20 protein-coding genes and 1 tRNA gene are annotated in these 16,914 nt (G+C 33.7%); 14 read left to right on the top strand and 7 right to left on the bottom strand.

The annotated features are described in order from the left end of the window. Window positions 1-36 precede the first annotated feature (36 nt). The gene (lepA, locus tag Q0857_RS03310; protein WP_298532109.1) at window positions 37-1,833 is read right to left on the bottom strand and encodes a translation elongation factor 4; all 1,797 of its coding nucleotides are present in this window, start codon (window positions 1,831-1,833) and stop codon (window positions 37-39) included. A 139-nt stretch (window positions 1,834-1,972) separates the two neighbouring features. Here lepA and Q0857_RS03305 point away from each other — a divergent pair, with 139 nt between their 5' ends. Then, the gene (locus Q0857_RS03305) at window positions 1,973-2,356 is read left to right on the top strand and encodes a DUF4345 domain-containing protein (protein WP_298532106.1); all 384 of its coding nucleotides are present in this window, start codon (window positions 1,973-1,975) and stop codon (window positions 2,354-2,356) included. On the opposite strand, the gene Q0857_RS03300 is transcribed toward Q0857_RS03305, so the two are convergent. From Q0857_RS03300 to Q0857_RS03290, 3 genes are read right to left on the bottom strand one after another with little or no spacing between them, the layout of a single operon-like run. Further along, window positions 2,339-2,548, bottom strand: a complete 210-nt coding sequence (locus tag Q0857_RS03300; RefSeq protein ID WP_298532104.1) for a hypothetical protein — start codon at window positions 2,546-2,548, stop codon at window positions 2,339-2,341. The genes Q0857_RS03305 and Q0857_RS03300 overlap by 18 nt on opposite strands. Further along, on the bottom strand, window positions 2,545-3,939 hold the full coding sequence (locus Q0857_RS03295) for a radical SAM protein (protein WP_298532101.1): 1,395 nt from the start codon (window positions 3,937-3,939) through the stop codon (window positions 2,545-2,547). Before Q0857_RS03295 ends, Q0857_RS03300 begins: the two co-directional genes overlap by 4 nt. Further along, complete coding sequence (locus tag Q0857_RS03290; RefSeq protein ID WP_298532096.1) at window positions 3,929-4,672, bottom strand: prolipoprotein diacylglyceryl transferase; 744 nt, start codon at window positions 4,670-4,672, stop codon at window positions 3,929-3,931. Before Q0857_RS03290 ends, Q0857_RS03295 begins: the two co-directional genes overlap by 11 nt. Window positions 4,673-4,730: 58 nt before the next feature. Between Q0857_RS03290 and dusB the strand changes: the two genes are divergently transcribed. Then, window positions 4,731-5,726, top strand: coding sequence for a tRNA dihydrouridine synthase DusB (gene dusB, locus Q0857_RS03285; protein ID WP_298532092.1), 996 nt, complete (start codon window positions 4,731-4,733; stop codon window positions 5,724-5,726). Between the two features lie 196 nt (window positions 5,727-5,922). On the opposite strand, the gene Q0857_RS03280 is transcribed toward dusB, so the two are convergent. Both Q0857_RS03280 and rbfA read right to left on the bottom strand, forming a co-directional pair. After that, a complete protein-coding gene (locus tag Q0857_RS03280) occupies window positions 5,923-7,128 on the bottom strand; it encodes an FtsX-like permease family protein (protein ID WP_298532089.1) in 1,206 nt (401 codons plus the stop codon). Between the two features lie 8 nt (window positions 7,129-7,136). Continuing rightward, window positions 7,137-7,541, bottom strand: coding sequence for a 30S ribosome-binding factor RbfA (gene rbfA / locus Q0857_RS03275; protein ID WP_298532086.1), 405 nt, complete (start codon window positions 7,539-7,541; stop codon window positions 7,137-7,139). Window positions 7,542-7,678: 137 nt separating this feature from the next. On the opposite strand from rbfA, the gene mce reads away from it, so the two are divergent. The 3 genes from mce (at window position 7,679) to Q0857_RS03260 (ending at window position 8,762) form a co-directional block, all read left to right on the top strand. Continuing rightward, entirely contained in the window at window positions 7,679-8,083 is a 405-nt protein-coding gene (gene mce / locus Q0857_RS03270; RefSeq protein ID WP_298532083.1) for a methylmalonyl-CoA epimerase, read from the top strand. Between the two features lie 49 nt (window positions 8,084-8,132). After that, window positions 8,133-8,206: transfer RNA gene (locus Q0857_RS03265), tRNA-Ile, on the top strand. Between the two features lie 337 nt (window positions 8,207-8,543). Continuing rightward, window positions 8,544-8,762 carry a PID-CTERM protein-sorting domain-containing protein gene (locus Q0857_RS03260; protein ID WP_298532081.1) on the top strand — a complete coding sequence of 73 codons (219 nt, stop codon included), beginning with the start codon at window positions 8,544-8,546 and terminating at the stop codon, window positions 8,760-8,762. On the opposite strand, the gene Q0857_RS03255 is transcribed toward Q0857_RS03260, so the two are convergent. Next, window positions 8,763-9,353: a riboflavin synthase gene (locus tag Q0857_RS03255; RefSeq protein ID WP_298532078.1), complete on the bottom strand. Its 591-nt coding sequence runs from the start codon at window positions 9,351-9,353 to the stop codon at window positions 8,763-8,765. It lies immediately after the preceding gene. A gap of 65 nt (window positions 9,354-9,418) precedes the next feature. Here Q0857_RS03255 and pdxA point away from each other — a divergent pair, with 65 nt between their 5' ends. The 9 genes from pdxA (at window position 9,419) to Q0857_RS03210 (ending at window position 16,900) form a co-directional block, all read left to right on the top strand. Then, a complete protein-coding gene (gene pdxA, locus Q0857_RS03250) occupies window positions 9,419-10,471 on the top strand; it encodes a 4-hydroxythreonine-4-phosphate dehydrogenase PdxA (RefSeq protein WP_298532075.1) in 1,053 nt (350 codons plus the stop codon). A gap of 125 nt (window positions 10,472-10,596) precedes the next feature. After that, the gene (locus Q0857_RS03245; protein ID WP_298532073.1) at window positions 10,597-11,136 is read left to right on the top strand and encodes a DUF177 domain-containing protein; all 540 of its coding nucleotides are present in this window, start codon (window positions 10,597-10,599) and stop codon (window positions 11,134-11,136) included. A gap of 9 nt (window positions 11,137-11,145) precedes the next feature. Beyond that, complete coding sequence (gene rpmF, locus Q0857_RS03240; protein WP_109352001.1) at window positions 11,146-11,349, top strand: 50S ribosomal protein L32; 204 nt, start codon at window positions 11,146-11,148, stop codon at window positions 11,347-11,349. A gap of 182 nt (window positions 11,350-11,531) precedes the next feature. Continuing rightward, the gene (locus Q0857_RS03235; protein ID WP_298532070.1) at window positions 11,532-12,533 is read left to right on the top strand and encodes a beta-ketoacyl-ACP synthase III; all 1,002 of its coding nucleotides are present in this window, start codon (window positions 11,532-11,534) and stop codon (window positions 12,531-12,533) included. Window positions 12,534-12,556: 23 nt separating this feature from the next. Next, window positions 12,557-13,045: an acetyl-CoA carboxylase biotin carboxyl carrier protein gene (accB, locus tag Q0857_RS03230; protein WP_298532068.1), complete on the top strand. Its 489-nt coding sequence runs from the start codon at window positions 12,557-12,559 to the stop codon at window positions 13,043-13,045. Between the two features lie 86 nt (window positions 13,046-13,131). Then, window positions 13,132-14,481, top strand: a complete 1,350-nt coding sequence (accC, locus tag Q0857_RS03225) for an acetyl-CoA carboxylase biotin carboxylase subunit (protein WP_298532065.1) — start codon at window positions 13,132-13,134, stop codon at window positions 14,479-14,481. A gap of 161 nt (window positions 14,482-14,642) precedes the next feature. After that, entirely contained in the window at window positions 14,643-15,758 is a 1,116-nt protein-coding gene (locus tag Q0857_RS03220; RefSeq protein ID WP_298532064.1) for an FAD-binding oxidoreductase, read from the top strand. Continuing rightward, window positions 15,759-16,439, top strand: coding sequence for a monofunctional biosynthetic peptidoglycan transglycosylase (mtgA, locus tag Q0857_RS03215; protein ID WP_298532062.1), 681 nt, complete (start codon window positions 15,759-15,761; stop codon window positions 16,437-16,439). Continuing rightward, on the top strand, window positions 16,439-16,900 hold the full coding sequence (locus Q0857_RS03210; protein ID WP_298532059.1) for a 3-oxoacyl-ACP synthase: 462 nt from the start codon (window positions 16,439-16,441) through the stop codon (window positions 16,898-16,900). Before mtgA ends, Q0857_RS03210 begins: the two co-directional genes overlap by 1 nt. Window positions 16,901-16,914: the final 14 nt, after the last annotated feature.

The following is a 16,914-nucleotide window of genomic DNA, read 5'->3' as shown; positions in this document are numbered from 1 at the left end:
ATTTATAGTATACAAGCTTTTTTTAGTTAAAAAGAATTAGTCATTAAGCTTTAGAACAGCCATAAATGCTTGTTGAGGTATTTCTACATTACCTACTTGACGCATACGTTTTTTTCCTTTTTTCTGCTTTTCCAGAAGTTTACGTTTACGTGAAATATCTCCACCATAACATTTGGCGGTAACATCTTTACGCAAGGCTTTTATAGTTTCTCTAGAAATAATTTTAGCGCCAATTGCAGCTTGAATAGGAATATCAAATTGCTGACGAGGAATAAGCTCTCTTAATTTTTCACACATTTTTCGTCCAATTGTTTGGGCATTATCTGCATGAATTAAAGCTGAAAGCGCATCAACGGGTTGGGCATTCAATAAGATGTCTAAACGTACTAATTTTGATACTTTCATTCCTATTGGGTGGTAATCAAAAGAAGCATATCCCTTTGAAACGGTTTTTAAACGATCATAAAAATCAAAAACAATTTCAGCCAGAGGCATTTCAAATGTAAGTTCAACGCGCTCGGTTGTTAAGTATGTTTGATTCATGATAAGTCCGCGCTTTTCAATACACAGTGACATGACGTTACCTACAAAATCAGATTTGGTAATTATAGTGGCTTTTATAAAAGGTTCTTCAACTCTATTTACTGTTGAAGGTTCTGGTAAATCAGAAGGATTGTTTACAATAAAAGCTTCATCTGGGTTTTTATTTGTAAAAGCGTGGTATGATACGTTAGGTACCGTGGTAATAACCGTCATATCAAACTCACGTTCTAGGCGTTCTTGGATAATCTCCATATGAAGCATACCTAAAAACCCACAACGGAAACCAAAACCTAGGGCCGCCGAACTTTCTGGAGCAAAAACTAAGGAGGCATCATTTAGCTGGAGTTTTTCCATTGAGGCGCGCAGCTCTTCGTAATCTTCAGTATCTACCGGATAAATCCCTGCAAAAACCATTGGCTTAACATCTTCAAAACCTTCAACAATGTTCGTGGTAGGTTTTGCAAAATCTGTAATGGTATCACCAACTTTAACTTCTTTAGCGGTTTTTATTCCGGTAATTAAGTAACCAACATCACCTGTTTTTACACTCTTTTTGGCAACTTGGTTTAGCTTTAAGGTTCCAACCTCATCAGCGTAATAATCTTTATCTGTAGCAACAAATTTTATATGCTGCCCTTTTTTAATTTCGCCATTAAAGACTCTAAAATAGGTTTCGATTCCTCTAAAAGTGTTGTACACAGAGTCAAATATTAAGGCTTGTAGCGGAGCATCCGGATCACCTTTTGGCGCAGGTACACGATCTATAATAGCCTCTAAAATATTATCGACTCCAAAGCCCGTTTTTCCACTAGCATGAATCACTTCTTCAGGGTCACAACCTAGCAAGTCAACAATATCATCAGTAACTTCCTCAGGGTTTGCACTTGGCAAATCTACTTTATTTAAAACAGGAATAATTTCTAAATCATTTTCTAAAGCTAAGTACAGATTGGAGATGGTTTGGGCTTGAATACTTTGAGCCGCATCTACAATAAGTAAAGCGCCTTCGCAAGCCGCTATAGATCTTGAGACTTCATATGAGAAATCTACATGACCTGGGGTGTCAATCAGGTTTAGAATATATTTTTCACCATTAAGCTCATAATCCATTTGAATAGCATGAGACTTGATCGTAATACCACGCTCACGCTCTAAATCCATACTATCCAATAATTGGGCTTGCTGTTCCCTTGCGGTAACTGAGCCTGTAAAATCTAATAAACGGTCTGCAAGCGTACTTTTACCGTGATCTATATGTGCAATAATGCAAAAATTTCTAATGTTTTTCATAAAGGAATCTTTCTAAAAAAGATTTTGCAAAGATAGTTTAATTATTTGACGCTAAAAAAGATGTTAAGGACTGTAATTATAGTGCTTTTCTAAAAGAAGCCAAAGGCAATTATGAGTATATTTATATGAAACTTTTCTTATGATACGAACTAAACAGGATTTCATCAATAAAATACATTTGATTATTTCTTTAATTGTGGTAATTCCTGTTTCATTTGTTTATGGTTTTTATCCAGAGGTATTGGTCGAGGTTCATTTAAATACTACTGATGAATATAATATTTTTAAAGCCATTATGGGTTTGTATTTAGGATTTGCGGTTGTATGGCTATTAGGTGTTTTTAATGACGAATATTTAAAAATAGCCCTAATAACAAACATGGTATTTATGTTTGGTTTAGGGGCAGGCAGATTATTGAGTTTATTTATTGACGGCTTACCAAGCTTAGGTTTTGTTTTTGGAGCTGTTGGAGAATTGGTTTTAGCAATTTATGGTATGTGGGTATTAAAAACCAGAGATTAGAGCCCCACAAACACCTAAACTTATAATAAGATACACAGTAGCAATAATAAATAATATTTTGGCTGTTTTTTTATTCTTTTTGCGAACAATAAAACCAATAATGGTTAGTAAAATTGATGGACCAATCATGATAAGAATAATCAAAATGACTAAACCTGTAAAATCCATATTTGGGCTTAAAAAATGTATCATGTTGTTTCGTTTCTAAGTGCTTCTAATCGCTCTCTTTTGTCATCTCTGTAAAATAAATTCATCGTTTCAAAAGGAATGATTTTATTGTCTTTATCTACAATATGTACGCACGATTTTTTAATGGCACGAACGTCAAAATTATAAGCATCAATAAATTGCATGATAATAATACGAAATAAATGATCATAACTCAGGTTTGGCGCATCAATATTTGGCAAACAACACATGATAGATTTAAGGTTTTCTTCGGCCACCTCTACAGAATTTCCGGTACTAAATAATTCGATCATTTTATCCTGTAGCTGTGAATCTTGCTCATAAATAATCGTGTTTTTGCTATTGTCTAGTAAATCGTTGGGGTTAATATAGCGCGTTAGCGGAAACACTTCTTCATCAAGCTTTAAAGCATAACCCATTACTAAAGCATCCGGATTGCAGGGCACAGGTAATAAATCATCTGGATTAAAAATTGTAGTTTGTTCCAATATTTTTCTGCGGACTTCGGTTAGAGTCATTCTATCTGTTTCTGGATTAAAATGCTCTAAACGTCCAGCAATTTGGGTCGGTTGAAGTGTTACGCCGCGTACGCATTTTTGCTGTAAAGCATAATTAATAATTTTCCCTATTTCACCATCATTCAATCCTTTTTGAAGCGTTACTACCAAAGTTGTTGATAAATTAATAGCATTTAAATTTTCAATAGCCTTTATCCTAATATCATTCAAGTCAGCACCACGTAATTCTTGTAATACACTGTTTTCAAAAGAATCAAACTGCAAATAAATTTCAAAATCTGGTGCGTAGGTTTTTAGTCTTTCCGCGAAAGCGATATCCTTTGCAATTTTAATTCCATTAGTATTCAACATTAAGTGTCTTATGGGTAACGTTTTAGCATAATCTAAAATTTCCCAAAACTGTGGATGGATAGTAGGTTCGCCTCCCGAAATTTGTACAACATCAGGCTTTTTTTCGTTTTTAACAATGGTATCCAGCATCGTTTTTACCTCATCCAAAGTGCGATGCCTGCCGTAAGTTGGGGATGACCCTGCATAACAAGTTGGGCAAGTTAAATTACATCTATCGGTAACTTCAACAACTGTTAGGCATGAGTGCTGCTCGTGATCTGGACATAAACCACAATCGTAAGGACAACCATAATGCGTTTGGGTGTTAAATTTATAAGGTATTTCACCGGGCTTGTTGTAGTTTCTAATGTTTTTATAATATTCAATATCATCAGCAATTAGGACCTTAGAATTACCATGCTCATTACAGCGTTTTAACATATAAACATTTCCGTTTTCAAAAACGATTTTGGCATCAACACGCTTTAGGCAATCCGGACAAAGGCTTAGAGTAAAATCGTAATAAGTGTATTTTCTAACAGGCATTTTTAAAGATTTGAAAAATGAATTTACAATAATAAACGAAACAAACTATGCATAAAATTTGAATAGTACTTATTCCTAATAAATAAAATACATTTGGTTTTAAAAATTCTATAAAAAACCTGAAACCAAAGTATAGCAGCATAAATATTTTAAATAGTTCCCCAGGTTTTAAAATCATATTCTTTTGAATTTTCTTCAAGCCAACAAACAATACGACTAAAAACATCAATTCATATAAAGAAGTTGGATGTCTAAGCAAACCATCGCCTAGATCCATACCTAAAACAGACTTAGTTTCATTTCCATATGTAAATTCATCGATACCAGACAGGAAGCAACCAATCCTTCCAATAAAAATGCCTAGAATGATAGGGAAAACAAATAAATCGCCAGAAGATTGAGTTTCTCCAATACGTTTTTTTGCAAACTCGACCCCCAGTAATCCACCAAATAATCCGCCCATTATGGTTTTGGTGTTTAGTAATTGAATGATATGCTGTTGTGAGAATTCAACCCATGGGTTTTCCAGAAAACCAATAAGTCGTGAACCAATTAAAGCGCCCAATGCAGCACCAAGAATAATGGATAATCTATTATTTGAGGAAATAGAGTCTGTGCTTTTTCGCCTTAAATAAACATAATACCTAAAAGCTAAAAAGAAAGCGAGATATTCTAAAACAAGATGAATATTTATATAATAACCGAATAGCTTTAACTCAAAAGGTATTTGCAATGACTGAAATTTTTATAAATATAGATAAAAGATGTAATTTTGCGCCAAAATAAATAGCTTGGTAAAAATAGACAACATAGAACTTCCAGATTTCCCATTACTTTTAGCACCAATGGAGGATGTTAGTGATCCGCCATTTCGTGCATTATGTAAAGAGCAAGGAGCAGATGTGGTTTATACCGAGTTTGTATCTAGTGAAGGTTTAATTCGTAACGCCGCTAAAAGCGTTATGAAATTGGATATTTATGAAAAAGAGCGACCAGTTGGTATTCAAATATTTGGGGCTAATCTAGATAGCATGTTGCAAACTATTGATATTGTTTCGGCTTCAAAGCCTGATATTATTGATATTAATTTTGGTTGTCCTGTTAAAAAAGTAGTGAGTAAAGGCGCTGGTGCGGGTATTTTGAAGGATGTTTGCTTGATGGAAAAACTCACTGCCGAAATGGTAAAGCGTACCCACATCCCTATTACGGTTAAAACCCGATTGGGTTGGGATCATGATTCTATAAGAATTGTTGAGGTGGCCGAACGTTTACAAGATGTAGGCTGTAAAGCTATTGCTATTCACGGGCGTACTAGAGCACAGATGTATAAAGGGGATGCCGATTGGAAGCCTATTGCTCAAGTAAAAAATAATCCAAGAATGCATATTCCGGTGTTTGGAAATGGTGATATAACGAGTCCTGAACGTGCTATGGAAATGCGCGATGATTATGGATTAGACGGTGCCATGATTGGTCGTGCTTCAATCGGAAACCCGTGGTTTTTCAAGCAAGTCAAGCATTTTTTTGAAACGGGAGAACACCTAGCACCCATTTCATTGGAAGAGCGTGTTGAGGCAGCTCGCAGACATTTGCAAATGTCTATTGATTGGAAGGGTGAAATTCTTGGTGTTTTTGAAACACGACGTCATTATACGAACTACTTTAAAGGGATTCCTCATTTTAAGGAGTACCGCATGAAAATGGTGACTTCAGATCATTCCGAAGATGTTTTTGCTGCTTTTGATGAGGTTTTAGAAAAATTTTCAGGCTACCAGTTTACGGAGTAGATTTTTGTTTTTGGTAAATGGCTAACCAACGAGCTATCCACTATATTTTCATTACCGAATTTGTTTCAGTATTTCTATAAATAGTTAATAATTTTGTCTTCAAAGTAAGCTCTAATTAAGTATAAAGTAAGATCCATTCCTATTGCTTTTGCAAGTATGAGTTAGTTGTTATTAAATAGCTTTCTTGCTAAATAATTTAAATATTCTTAACTAAAGACTTTGTGATTCTAGCAGACGCAATTCTTGAAGCGATAATCCCCAAAACAGAAATGGTAAAAAAGACAATAAAAAAGTTTTCAGTCTTAATAACCACAGGGTAAGCCAATGATGGTGTAATCATAACTAGGTTAAATGTTTTTTGAAGCATGGTGATAATAAACGCAACACCTAAACCAATAAATCCACCAATAATACTCATTAGGCTTCCCTGGTAAAAGAAGATTTTTCGAATGTCTTTTACTGTGGCTCCTATATTAAATAGTGTATTTAAACTTTGTTTTTTATCTAGCATCATCATAATTAGAGATCCAATAACATTAAAAAAAGCTATAATAAGTACCAGAGTAAAAATGAGGTAAACGGCTAGATTTTCGGTATTCAACATTTTATAAAGCGCATCGTTGAGCTGTGTTCTATTTTTAATAATAACTTTGTCTCCTAAAATAGCTTGAATATTGGCTTTTGCCTGAGTTTCGTCAATACCATCTTTAAGTTTGATTTCAATGGAAGAGATTTGACTTGACTCGTAGTTCAATAAGTTTTTAGCCAATTCAATAGGAGCAAAAATATACTTGTCGTTTAAACTTTCATTAATAAAAAAGATACCAACGTTTAAAGCTTTTACTGTGTTAAAGGCATTTTTAGTAGAAGTTATTTGGCCTTTACCTGGTTTCGGGACATAGATATTTATAGACTTAGTATAATCTAAAATACCGAGCGATAAGCTATTTGAAATACCCCAACCAACAACTATTTGATTGGATTTCTGATCTAACCAACCTCCATATTCAATAACAGAGTCAATACTAACAATGCTTTGAAATTTTTCATCAACTCCTTTAATGACAGCTAAGGTGTTTTTGTTTTCAGATGCTATAAAAACACGTTCTTCAATGACTCTTGAAAAATTAGCAATATCGTCAAGGTTATTTAGTTTAGTAATATCGGCATCACTTAAAACAAAAGATTTTCCTAAAGCTGCTTCTGCTTTTAAATCAGGATCTATTTCGCTTGAAAATTGTAAGGTGAAATCTTTTAATCCAGCAAAGCCTGAAAGCACAATAAATAAAGAGGCAGAGCCCAGTATAACACCTATAATGGCAATATAGGTTATAAAATTAATAGCATTGTTTGTGCTCTTTGAGCGTAAATAACGTTTTGCTATGTATAAGGAAAAACTCAATTATAGAATTAAGATTTTTTTCTTTTGTCCAGAATACTTGGGTCTTTAATTGGGTTTTCTTCACCTTTTAAAGACTTTTCGATTTGATCAATATACTCTAGAGAATCATCAATAAAGAATTCCAGATGAGGCATTCGCCTTAATTGATTTTTGGTGCGTTGTGCTAATTCATGACGAATTAACGAGGTGTTCGATTTTATGCCTTGCAAAAGTTCTTTGCCTTTATCATTTGGAAAAATACTCAGATATACCTTAGCTACTGATAAATCTACGGTAACTTTTACTTTCGTTACAGAAATTAAAACACCTCTCAAGCCACCTTGGGTGGCTGCGCTTTGAAGTACATCTACCAAATCATGCTGTAAAACTGATCCTATTTTCTTTTGTCTTTGACTTTCCTCTAAATCACTCATTATTAATACCTCTTAAAGGTTCAGAATGCAAAAATAGCGGATATTTAAAGATTATCTTACTTTTCGCTTGCTATTTTCGTATTTTGATATGGAATTTGAAAGATTACCATTTGCATGGAACTGAAAAATATATTTTTATGAATAAAATTGAGCATATAGGAATTGCCGTAAAAAGTTTAGAAAATTCCAATGATTTATTCTCTAAGCTTTTTGGAGAACCTAACTATAAGGTTGAAGAAGTTAGAACGGAGGGGGTTAATACTTCTTTTTTTAAGGTAGGCAACAATAAAATTGAATTGTTAGAGGCTTCAGAAAAAGATAGCCCTATCGCTAAATTTATTGAAAAAAAAGGTGAGGGAATTCACCATATTGCTTTTGATGTTGATGATATTTTATCTGAAATTGAGCGACTTAAAAAGGAAGGGTTTAAAGTATTAAATGAAATACCTAAAAAGGGAGCAGATAATAAGTTGGTTGCATTTTTACACCCAAAATCTTCAAATGGTGTTTTAATTGAATTATGTCAGGAGATAAAGGAATAATTTTTCTTGGTAAGAAATAAAATAAGTAGTAATATTGCACTCCAATTTCGGTCCTATAACTCAGTTGGTTAGAGTATCTGACTCATAATCAGAAAGTCCATGGTTCGAGCCCATGTGGGACCACTTTTAGAAATTGAAAAGCCTTTCTATTTTAGAGAGGCTTTTTTGGTTTTTAATAGTTGATTGAAATTCAGTTAACTGCCTTATTTAGGCTAAATAAATTAAGTAGGTTATTTTATTTTTGTTTTAAAGTGAAATATATATATTTGTGATGATATTAAAATCGGGGAATTTTATTACCATAATATCCTTTTTTAATAAAAAGAAGTTGTCGGATATTTTTACAAAAAGCCAATAAACTTGCTTTTTATCGGATATTAATAGCGTTTTATAGATATATTTAATTTAAATAACGTAGGAAAATTTTAAGAACTCGCTTTTTTTTATACATTTGTGCCTCATGACAATACAAAATAAAAGAATAATTGCCTCAATCTTATTTGTATTAATAAGTTTTGGTTGTATGGCTTTGGGTTTTGAAGATCCTACTCCACCTGCCCCTGGTGCCCCTTCGGGACCACCACCGCCGCCTTTCCCTATAGATGGAGGTGTTCTTTTGGGGCTTATAGCTGGTTTATTTTACGGAATTAAACGAATGGTTTTTCCTAAGAGTAAGTAGTTATTTATGTAATTCCATTAGTCTGGATACATATTTTCCTAGCACATCAAATTCTAAATTCACTACTGTTCCAATTTTAAAGGTGCTAAAATTAGTATGCTCATAGGTGAATGGGATTATCGCAACGCTAAAACTGTTCTTTTTAGAATTAACTACGGTTAAGCTGGTTCCATTTACAGTTATAGAACCTTTTTCAATCGTTATATTATTAAGAGAAGAATCATAATTAAAAGTAAATACCCAGCTACCATTTTCTTCTGTAACTTCTGTGCAAGTTGCAATTTGATCAATATGTCCTTGCACAATATGCCCATCAAGTCTATCACCTAGTTTCATGGCTCGTTCTAAATTCACCTTATCATTGGTTTTTAAATGAGTAAGACTTGTCTTGTCTAAAGTTTCTTTTATGGCAGTTACCGTATACTCATCATCGTTAATTGAAACTACCGTAAGACAAACCCCATTGTGAGCAACACTTTGATCAATTTTTAATTCGGAGGTGATTTTACTTCTAACAGAGATGTGAAGATTGTCAAGCTCCGGTTTTAAATCAGTAATAATTCCAATATCTTCAATAATTCCAGTAAACATAGTAATTCCTGTTTATTTAGTTAAATTTGCAGAATCAAAATTACAAACAAAAGTTGTCTTTTTTAATGAAGCAAGAAGAAAATATAATAGTAGGAATATCGATAGGAGATTTAAACGGCATAGGAGGAGAAATTGTTTTAAGAACATTTGAAGATCCTAGAATGTTAGATTTTTGTACACCAGTCGTTTTTGCCTCAACCAAGGTTATGACGTTTTACAAAACTCATTTTAAATCTCAAATATCTTTTAATAGTATAAATAATTTGAATCAACTTGTTCATGGAAAAGTTAATGTATTTAATAGTTGGAATGAACCCGTTAAAATTGAGTTTGGGCAAGAAGATACAGGTATAGGTGCTTATGCTATCAAATCTCTAGAAGCAGCAACTAAATCTTTAAAAGAAGGGGAGGTACATGTTTTAGTTACCGCTCCAATTAATAAGAGTAGTATTCAGTCTGAAAATTTTAATTTTCCAGGACATACCGATTATTTGGCTCAGGAGTTGGAAGGAGAAAGTCTTATGTTCATGATAACAGATACTTTAAGGGTAGGTTTACTTACTGATCATGTGCCTGTTAAAGATGTTGCGAATCACATAACTCCAGAATTAATAGAGCAAAAAATCAATACCGTATATAACACCCTTAAAAAGGATTTTAAAATTCAAAAACCAAAAATTGCTGTTTTGGGAATAAACCCACATACGGGAGATAATGGTGTTATTGGTAATGAAGACGATGAGGTTTTAAGGCCTACTCTTAAAAAAATTAAGGAAGGTGGTAAATTAGTATTTGGACCTTATGCTGCCGACAGTTTTTTTGGTTCGAGTAATTTTAAGAATTTTGACGCCATTATTGCATCTTATCACGATCAAGGACTAATACCATTTAAAACATTATCTTTTGGTCAAGGCGTTAATTTTACAGCTGGACTAAATAAAGTTAGGACTTCTCCAGATCATGGAACTGCTTTTGAAATTGCAGGGAAGGGTGAAGCAGATGAGAACTCTTTCAAGGAAGCCGTTTTTAGTGCGATCCAAATTTTTAAAAATAGAAATTCTTATCACAAACTTACTGCAAATCCGTTAAAAAAAGCGCCACGTAAAGACCGTCGTTAATGCTCTGAGTGTTAATTCAAAGGATTGATTTTTTGCCTTCTTGAAGATATAAACAAAAAAATGTTTATAAGTCATGTTGCGTAAATAAAAATTTATATATTTGCAGGCTCAAAATAGATGTGATAATGAAGGCATTGAAGGAGTTTACAATTCCGTTTGTAGGGTTAAAAATTGGAAAGCATCATTTTGAGTATAAAGTAGAGCAAACGTTCTTTGAACATTTTGAGTATGAAGATTTTAATGATGCAGCCATTAATGTAAATGTTGTTTTAGAAAAAAAGACAACGTTGCTAGAATTGCATTTTGAAATTTCAGGTTGGGTTAATGTAAATTGTGATCTAACCAACGAGCCTTATAATCAAACTATTGAAAATGAATTTGATTTGGTAGTTAAATTTGGTGATGATTATAATGATGAGCATATTGATATTTTAATTATCCCACATGGAACTTACGAAATAAATATACAGCAGTATATTTATGAATTAGCAATACTTGCGGTCCCAATTAAAAGGGTGCACCCTGGCGTTGAAGACGGTACATTAGATTCGGAAATACTTAAAAAGTTAGAAGAGTTAAGTCCAAAGCTTAAAGAGAATAAAGAAGAAGAGGAGGATATTGATCCTCGTTGGAATACATTGAAAAAATTATTAACGGATAAATAAACATATAAAATGGCACATCCTAAAAGAAAAATCTCGAAAACTAGAAGAGATAAAAGAAGAACGCATTACAAAGCAACTGCGCCACAGATTGCTACATGTCCAACAACTGGTGAAGCTCACTTATACCACAGAGCTCACTGGCACGAAGGAAAATTATACTACAGAGGTCAGGTATTAATTGATAACTCTGAAGAAATAGAAAACGTTGCGTAGTTAGTTATGCAAGCATAATATAAAACGCTCATTTATGAGCGTTTTTTTTTATGAAATACTTTTTCTAAAGGACAAAAACCTTTAATTTGCAGTTTAATTGGTCGAAATTTAGTAGTTTTCACCAATTATTGAATGTTTTTGTCCAATTTTAATGATTTTTTGGTCAAATTAACTATAAAGTTATGAGTAGAATCTCTGCGGCAATTACAGCTGTAGGCGCATATGTGCCAGAATACGTATTAACCAATCAAATTCTTGAGACTATGGTTGATACAAATGATGAATGGATAACCTCAAGAACAGGTATAAAAGAACGACGAATTCTTAAAGATGATGGTAAGGGAACGTCTTACTTAGCCATAAAAGCAGCTCAAGATTTAATTAATAAAAAGGGTATTGATCCAAAAGATATAGAACTGGTAATTGTTGCCACGGCCACACCAGATATGAAGGCAGCATCTACTGCCTCTTTTACGGCTTCAGAAATTGGAGCAACAAATGCGTTTTCATTCGATATGGATGCAGCATGTTCTAGTTTTTTATACGGTATGTCAGTTGCGGCAAGTTATATAGAATCGGGACGATATAAAAATGTATTACTTATAGGGGCAGATAAGATGTCTTCTATAATAAATTATAAAGATAGAGCCACTTGTATTATTTTTGGTGATGGAGCCGGAGCTGTTTTGTTTGAACCTAATGAAGAGCATTTAGGATTACAAGATGAATACTTAAGGAGTGATGGTTCTGGACGTGAATTTTTGCAGGCTACTTACGGAGGATCATCGCATAAGTTAACTGCTGAAATATTAGAACAAGGTGGTCAATATGCTTTTCAAGAAGGAAGAACAGTATTCAAAAATGCTGTGTTCAATATGGCAGATGCCACTGTTAAGATATTAGAGCGAAATAATCTTACAAAGGATAGCGTAGATTGGCTTGCTGCTCATCAAGCAAACAAGCGTATAATTGATGCTACCGCACAACGAATAGATTTAGAAGAAGACAAAGTAATGATGAATATTCACAAATATGGGAATACAACATCGGCCACTTTACCACTTCTTATTAATGATTATGAATCGCAACTTAAAAAGGGTGATAATGTAATATTCGCTGCTTTTGGAGGCGGATTTAATTGGGGTGCCATCTATTTAAAATGGGCCTATAATTCAAAAGACTAACCACTAACTAATTAGCAAAAATTATGGATTTAAAAGAGATTCAAAACTTAATCAAATTTGTTGCCAAATCGGGAGCAAGTGAGGTTAAATTGGAAATGGATGATGTAAAAATCACTATTAGAACAGGCTCTGATTCAGACACAACTATTGTGCATCAAATGCCTGCAGCTCATATACCACAACCTATACAGGCAGTTCCTGCGGTTGAAGCACCTGCTCCAGCAGCACCTGCACCAGCAGCAGCAGCTCCGGCGGCTGATGAAGATTCAAAATATATTACGATTAAATCACCTATTATTGGTACATTCTATAGAAAACCATCACCAGATAAACCATTATTTGTAGAAGTAGGTCAAACTATTGCTGAAGGAGATGTGTTATGTATTATCGAAGCTATGAAACTTTTTAATGAGATTGAATCTGAAGTTTCGGGTAAGATTGTTAAAATATTAGTTGATGATTCTTCTCCTGTAGAATTTGACCAACCATTATTTTTGGTAGACCCATCATAACCAATTAAAAATTCCAATATACAAAGCTCAAAATCCAATATTTGGAGTTTGGCTATTGGAATTTGAAATTTTTAATTCAAAATGTTATGTTTAAAAAAATATTAATAGCCAATAGAGGGGAAATAGCACTTCGTGTTATTAGAACCTGTAAGGAAATGGGCATTAAAACAGTTGCCGTTTACTCCACTGCCGATGAAGAAAGTCTGCATGTAAAGTTTGCGGACGAAGCTGTTTGTATTGGACCACCATCTAGTACAGAGTCTTATTTGAAAATGTCTAATATCATATCTGCTGCCGAAATTACTAATGCAGATGCTATTCACCCAGGATATGGGTTTCTATCGGAAAACGCTAAGTTTTCAAAAATATGTGAAGAACACGGTATAAAATTTATCGGCGCTTCACCAGAGATGATTGATAGAATGGGAGATAAAGCCAATGCAAAGGAAACCATGAAAGCTGCTGGCGTACCATGTGTGCCAGGTAGTGATGGTGTTATCAAAGATTTTGCTGAATGTGAAAAACTTGCTGTAGAAACAGGGTATCCCGTAATGCTAAAAGCTTCTGCCGGAGGTGGAGGTAAAGGTATGCGAGGGGTGTTTAAACCAGAAGATTTGAAGGATGCTTGGGATTCTGCAAGACAAGAATCAAAAGCGGCTTTTGGAAATGACGATATGTATATGGAGAAACTTATTGAAGAGCCAAGACATATTGAAATTCAAGTTGTTGGAGATTCAAGTGGTAAAGCTTGTCATTTATCAGAAAGAGACTGTTCTATTCAACGTCGTCATCAAAAATTAACAGAGGAGGTCCCTTCTCCGTTTATGACTACGGCACTTCGTAAAAAAATGGGTGAAGCTGCGGTTAGAGCATCAGAATATATAAAATATGAGGGAGCTGGAACTATTGAGTTCTTAGTAGATAAGCATAGAAATTTCTACTTCATGGAAATGAATACGCGTATTCAAGTGGAGCACCCTATCACAGAACAAGTGATAGATTTCGATTTAATTCGAGAACAAATTTTGGTGGCTGCAGGTGTGCCAATTTCTGGTAAAAATTATGCACCTAAGTTACATTCTATAGAATGTAGAATCAATGCGGAAGACCCGTTTAATGATTTTAGACCATCCCCAGGTATGATTACAACATTACATGCCCCAGGGGGTCATGGTGTGCGCTTAGACACCCATGTTTATGCAGGGTACTCTATTCCTCCAAACTATGATTCTATGATTGCCAAGTTAATTACAACGGCACAAACTAGAGAAGAAGCCATTAATAAAATGAAACGTGCTTTAGATGAGTTCGTAATAGAAGGTATTAAAACTACTATTCCATTCCACAGGCAGCTTATGGAGCATCCAGATTATTTAGCTGGTAATTATACCACAAAATTCATGGAAGACTTTGTAATCGAAAAGCAAGTTGATTAATAAATAATAAAGACTCCGAAATTAATTTTTCGGAGTTTTTTTTGGCATTACCCAAAGGATCGGGCTTTCACTACGCAATCCCTTCTTCGTCGGGGATTTCAAACATGCCGTTCAATCCCTAACGCGGTAAAAATTTCAATTTAAAATTCTAACTTAGCTTTATGAATTTATCCTATTGGGAAATAAAATCATGGTTATCTCATGTTGACTTCTGCATTGTTGGTAGTGGTATTGTGGGCTTAAGTTGTGCCTTAGACTTAAAAAAGCGTTTCCCAAAGTCAAAAATTTTAATACTTGAAAAAGGCCTATTGCCACAAGGGGCAAGTACCAAAAATGCAGGGTTCGCATGTTTTGGTAGCTTAAGCGAATTGCTAGATGATTTAAAAACGCATTCTGAAGAAGAGGTTTTTCAATTAGTTAAAAAACGCTCAGACGGACTGAAATTATTAAGACAAACCTTGGGAGATAAAACTTTAAATTATCAACAGTTAGGGGGGTATGAGTTGTTTTCAAAGGGTGATAATGATTTGTTTGAGGATTGTTTGTCAAATAAAGAGCGAATTAATAAACTACTCAAGCCTATATTTAGAGATTCACTATTTAGCTTAAAAGACAACATTTTTAATTTCAAACACATAAAACCACAATATATATTTAATCAATTTGAGGGTCAGATTGATACGGGTTACATGATGGAAGCTTTATTACAGAAGACACAATCAAATGGTATTAAAATTTTAAATGCTATTGAAGTTAAAAGCTTTTTAGAATTGTCTCAATCCGTGAAAGTAGAAACCAATGTATTTCAGATATCTACTTCAAAATTAATTATTGCAACTAATGGGTTTGCATCGCAATTAATAAATAAATCGGTTAAGCCAGCTAGAGCTCAAGTTTTAATAACTAAACCCATAGAAAATCTTCATATAAAAGGAACGTTTCATTTAGATAGAGGCTATTATTACTTTAGAAATATTGATAATCGTATTTTATTAGGAGGGGGCAGAAACCTCGATTTTAAAGGAGAAGAAACTACTGTTTTAAATCAGACAAAGCTAATTCAAGATAGATTGGATACGATATTAAGAACAACGCTTTTACCCAATACAACATTTGAAGTAGAGCATCGATGGAGTGGAATTATGGGAATTGGAAATCAAAAAAAAGCAATTGTACAACAGCTTAGTAATAATGTATATTGCGGCGTGCGCCTTGGGGGTATGGGTGTAGCAATTGGCAGTAGTATTGGTCAGGAATTATCAAACTTAATTGAATAAATGTTGAAACGATTTTTTAAGTTCTTGTTCAAACTAGTTCTTTGGTTTATAATTTTATCAGTGGGCTTGGTACTTGTATTTAGATGGGTTCCTGTACCACTTACACCGTTAATGGTAATTCGGTATTTTGAGCCTGATAGTCCTAAAATAATTAAACATGAATGGGTTTCCATAAGTGAGATTTCTAAAGACCTACAACTTGCTGTTATTTGTAGTGAGGATCAAAATTTTTTAAATCATAATGGGTTTGATTACGGGGCTATTAAAAAGGCTATTGATAACAATAAAAAAGGAAAACGATTAAAAGGGGCAAGTACTATAAGTCAGCAAACAGCTAAAAATGTTTTTTTATGGCCACATCGGAGCTGGTTGAGGAAAGGTTTTGAAATATATTTTACATTTCTCATTGAGTTATTTTGGTCAAAAGAACGAATCATTGAGGTTTATTTGAATAGTATTGAAATGGGAAATGGTATTTATGGAGCAGAGTTAGCATCTCAAAATTGGTTTAAAAAAAAGGCCATAAAATTAACAAAATACGAAGCAGCTGCCATTGCTGCTATTTTGCCCAGTCCGCGAAAATATAAGGCAAATCCAGCTACAACTTACATTGAGTCTAGAAAAGTATGGATTGTAAGGCAAATGGGTTATTTTGGTCCTTTAGACTTTACTAAACACTAATGAATGAAAACTTAAATACTAAAAAGGACTTATACCGTTTTTGTTCTGCTTTTGTTGAAGGTAGATTGGAAACTATAAAATCGACAATTAAAGATATCCAAATATCCTTAACCACTGAAACTAAAAGTAGTGCAGGAGACAAGTATGAAACGGGTAGAGCCATGCTACATCTTGAACGAGAAAAGGCTGGTAATCAATTGGTAGAAATTCAAAAAGTAAAAGAGACACTTTCTAAAATTGATATCGATAAATCTTTAGAGAAGGTAGGTCTTGGTTCTGTGGTATTTACTTCAAATTTAAATTATTTCATTGCCATAAGTGCTGGAGAAATTATGGTTAAAGGCGTAAAATTTTACGCTGTTTCGGCATCAACACCTATAGCTAAATTATTACTATCTAAAACAGTAGGTAATCATGTTCAATTTAGAAATAGTACTTTTACAATAACTAAAATATGGTAAGGATTAGTTAAATT

The organism is uncultured Algibacter sp., assembly GCF_947495925.1.
GTDB lineage: Bacteria > Bacteroidota > Bacteroidia > Flavobacteriales > Flavobacteriaceae > Algibacter_E.
The sequence above is the reverse complement of the archived record's forward strand: the minus strand, read 5'-3'. Positions and strand labels throughout refer to the sequence as shown.

What these genes read in the sequence shown, in the direction of transcription:
- lepA (WP_298532109.1), bottom strand. Translation starts at nt 1,833, where the DNA reads ATGAAAAACATTAGAAATTTTTGCATTATTGCACATATAGATCACGGT.
- Q0857_RS03305 (WP_298532106.1), top strand. Translation starts at nt 1,973, where the DNA reads ATGATACGAACTAAACAGGATTTCATCAATAAAATACATTTGATTATT.
- Q0857_RS03300 (WP_298532104.1), bottom strand. Translation starts at nt 2,548, where the DNA reads ATGATACATTTTTTAAGCCCAAATATGGATTTTACAGGTTTAGTCATT.
- Q0857_RS03295 (WP_298532101.1), bottom strand. Translation starts at nt 3,939, where the DNA reads ATGCCTGTTAGAAAATACACTTATTACGATTTTACTCTAAGCCTTTGT.
- rbfA (WP_298532086.1), bottom strand. Translation starts at nt 7,541, where the DNA reads ATGAGTGATTTAGAGGAAAGTCAAAGACAAAAGAAAATAGGATCAGTT.
- mce (WP_298532083.1), top strand. Translation starts at nt 7,679, where the DNA reads ATGAATAAAATTGAGCATATAGGAATTGCCGTAAAAAGTTTAGAAAAT.
- Q0857_RS03260 (WP_298532081.1), top strand. Translation starts at nt 8,544, where the DNA reads ATGACAATACAAAATAAAAGAATAATTGCCTCAATCTTATTTGTATTA.
- Q0857_RS03255 (WP_298532078.1), bottom strand. Translation starts at nt 9,353, where the DNA reads ATGTTTACTGGAATTATTGAAGATATTGGAATTATTACTGATTTAAAA.
- pdxA (WP_298532075.1), top strand. Translation starts at nt 9,419, where the DNA reads ATGAAGCAAGAAGAAAATATAATAGTAGGAATATCGATAGGAGATTTA.
- Q0857_RS03245 (WP_298532073.1), top strand. Translation starts at nt 10,597, where the DNA reads ATGAAGGCATTGAAGGAGTTTACAATTCCGTTTGTAGGGTTAAAAATT.
- rpmF (WP_109352001.1), top strand. Translation starts at nt 11,146, where the DNA reads ATGGCACATCCTAAAAGAAAAATCTCGAAAACTAGAAGAGATAAAAGA.
- Q0857_RS03235 (WP_298532070.1), top strand. Translation starts at nt 11,532, where the DNA reads ATGAGTAGAATCTCTGCGGCAATTACAGCTGTAGGCGCATATGTGCCA.
- accB (WP_298532068.1), top strand. Translation starts at nt 12,557, where the DNA reads ATGGATTTAAAAGAGATTCAAAACTTAATCAAATTTGTTGCCAAATCG.
- accC (WP_298532065.1), top strand. Translation starts at nt 13,132, where the DNA reads ATGTTTAAAAAAATATTAATAGCCAATAGAGGGGAAATAGCACTTCGT.
- Q0857_RS03220 (WP_298532064.1), top strand. Translation starts at nt 14,643, where the DNA reads ATGAATTTATCCTATTGGGAAATAAAATCATGGTTATCTCATGTTGAC.
- mtgA (WP_298532062.1), top strand. Translation starts at nt 15,759, where the DNA reads ATGTTGAAACGATTTTTTAAGTTCTTGTTCAAACTAGTTCTTTGGTTT.
- Q0857_RS03210 (WP_298532059.1), top strand. Translation starts at nt 16,439, where the DNA reads ATGAATGAAAACTTAAATACTAAAAAGGACTTATACCGTTTTTGTTCT.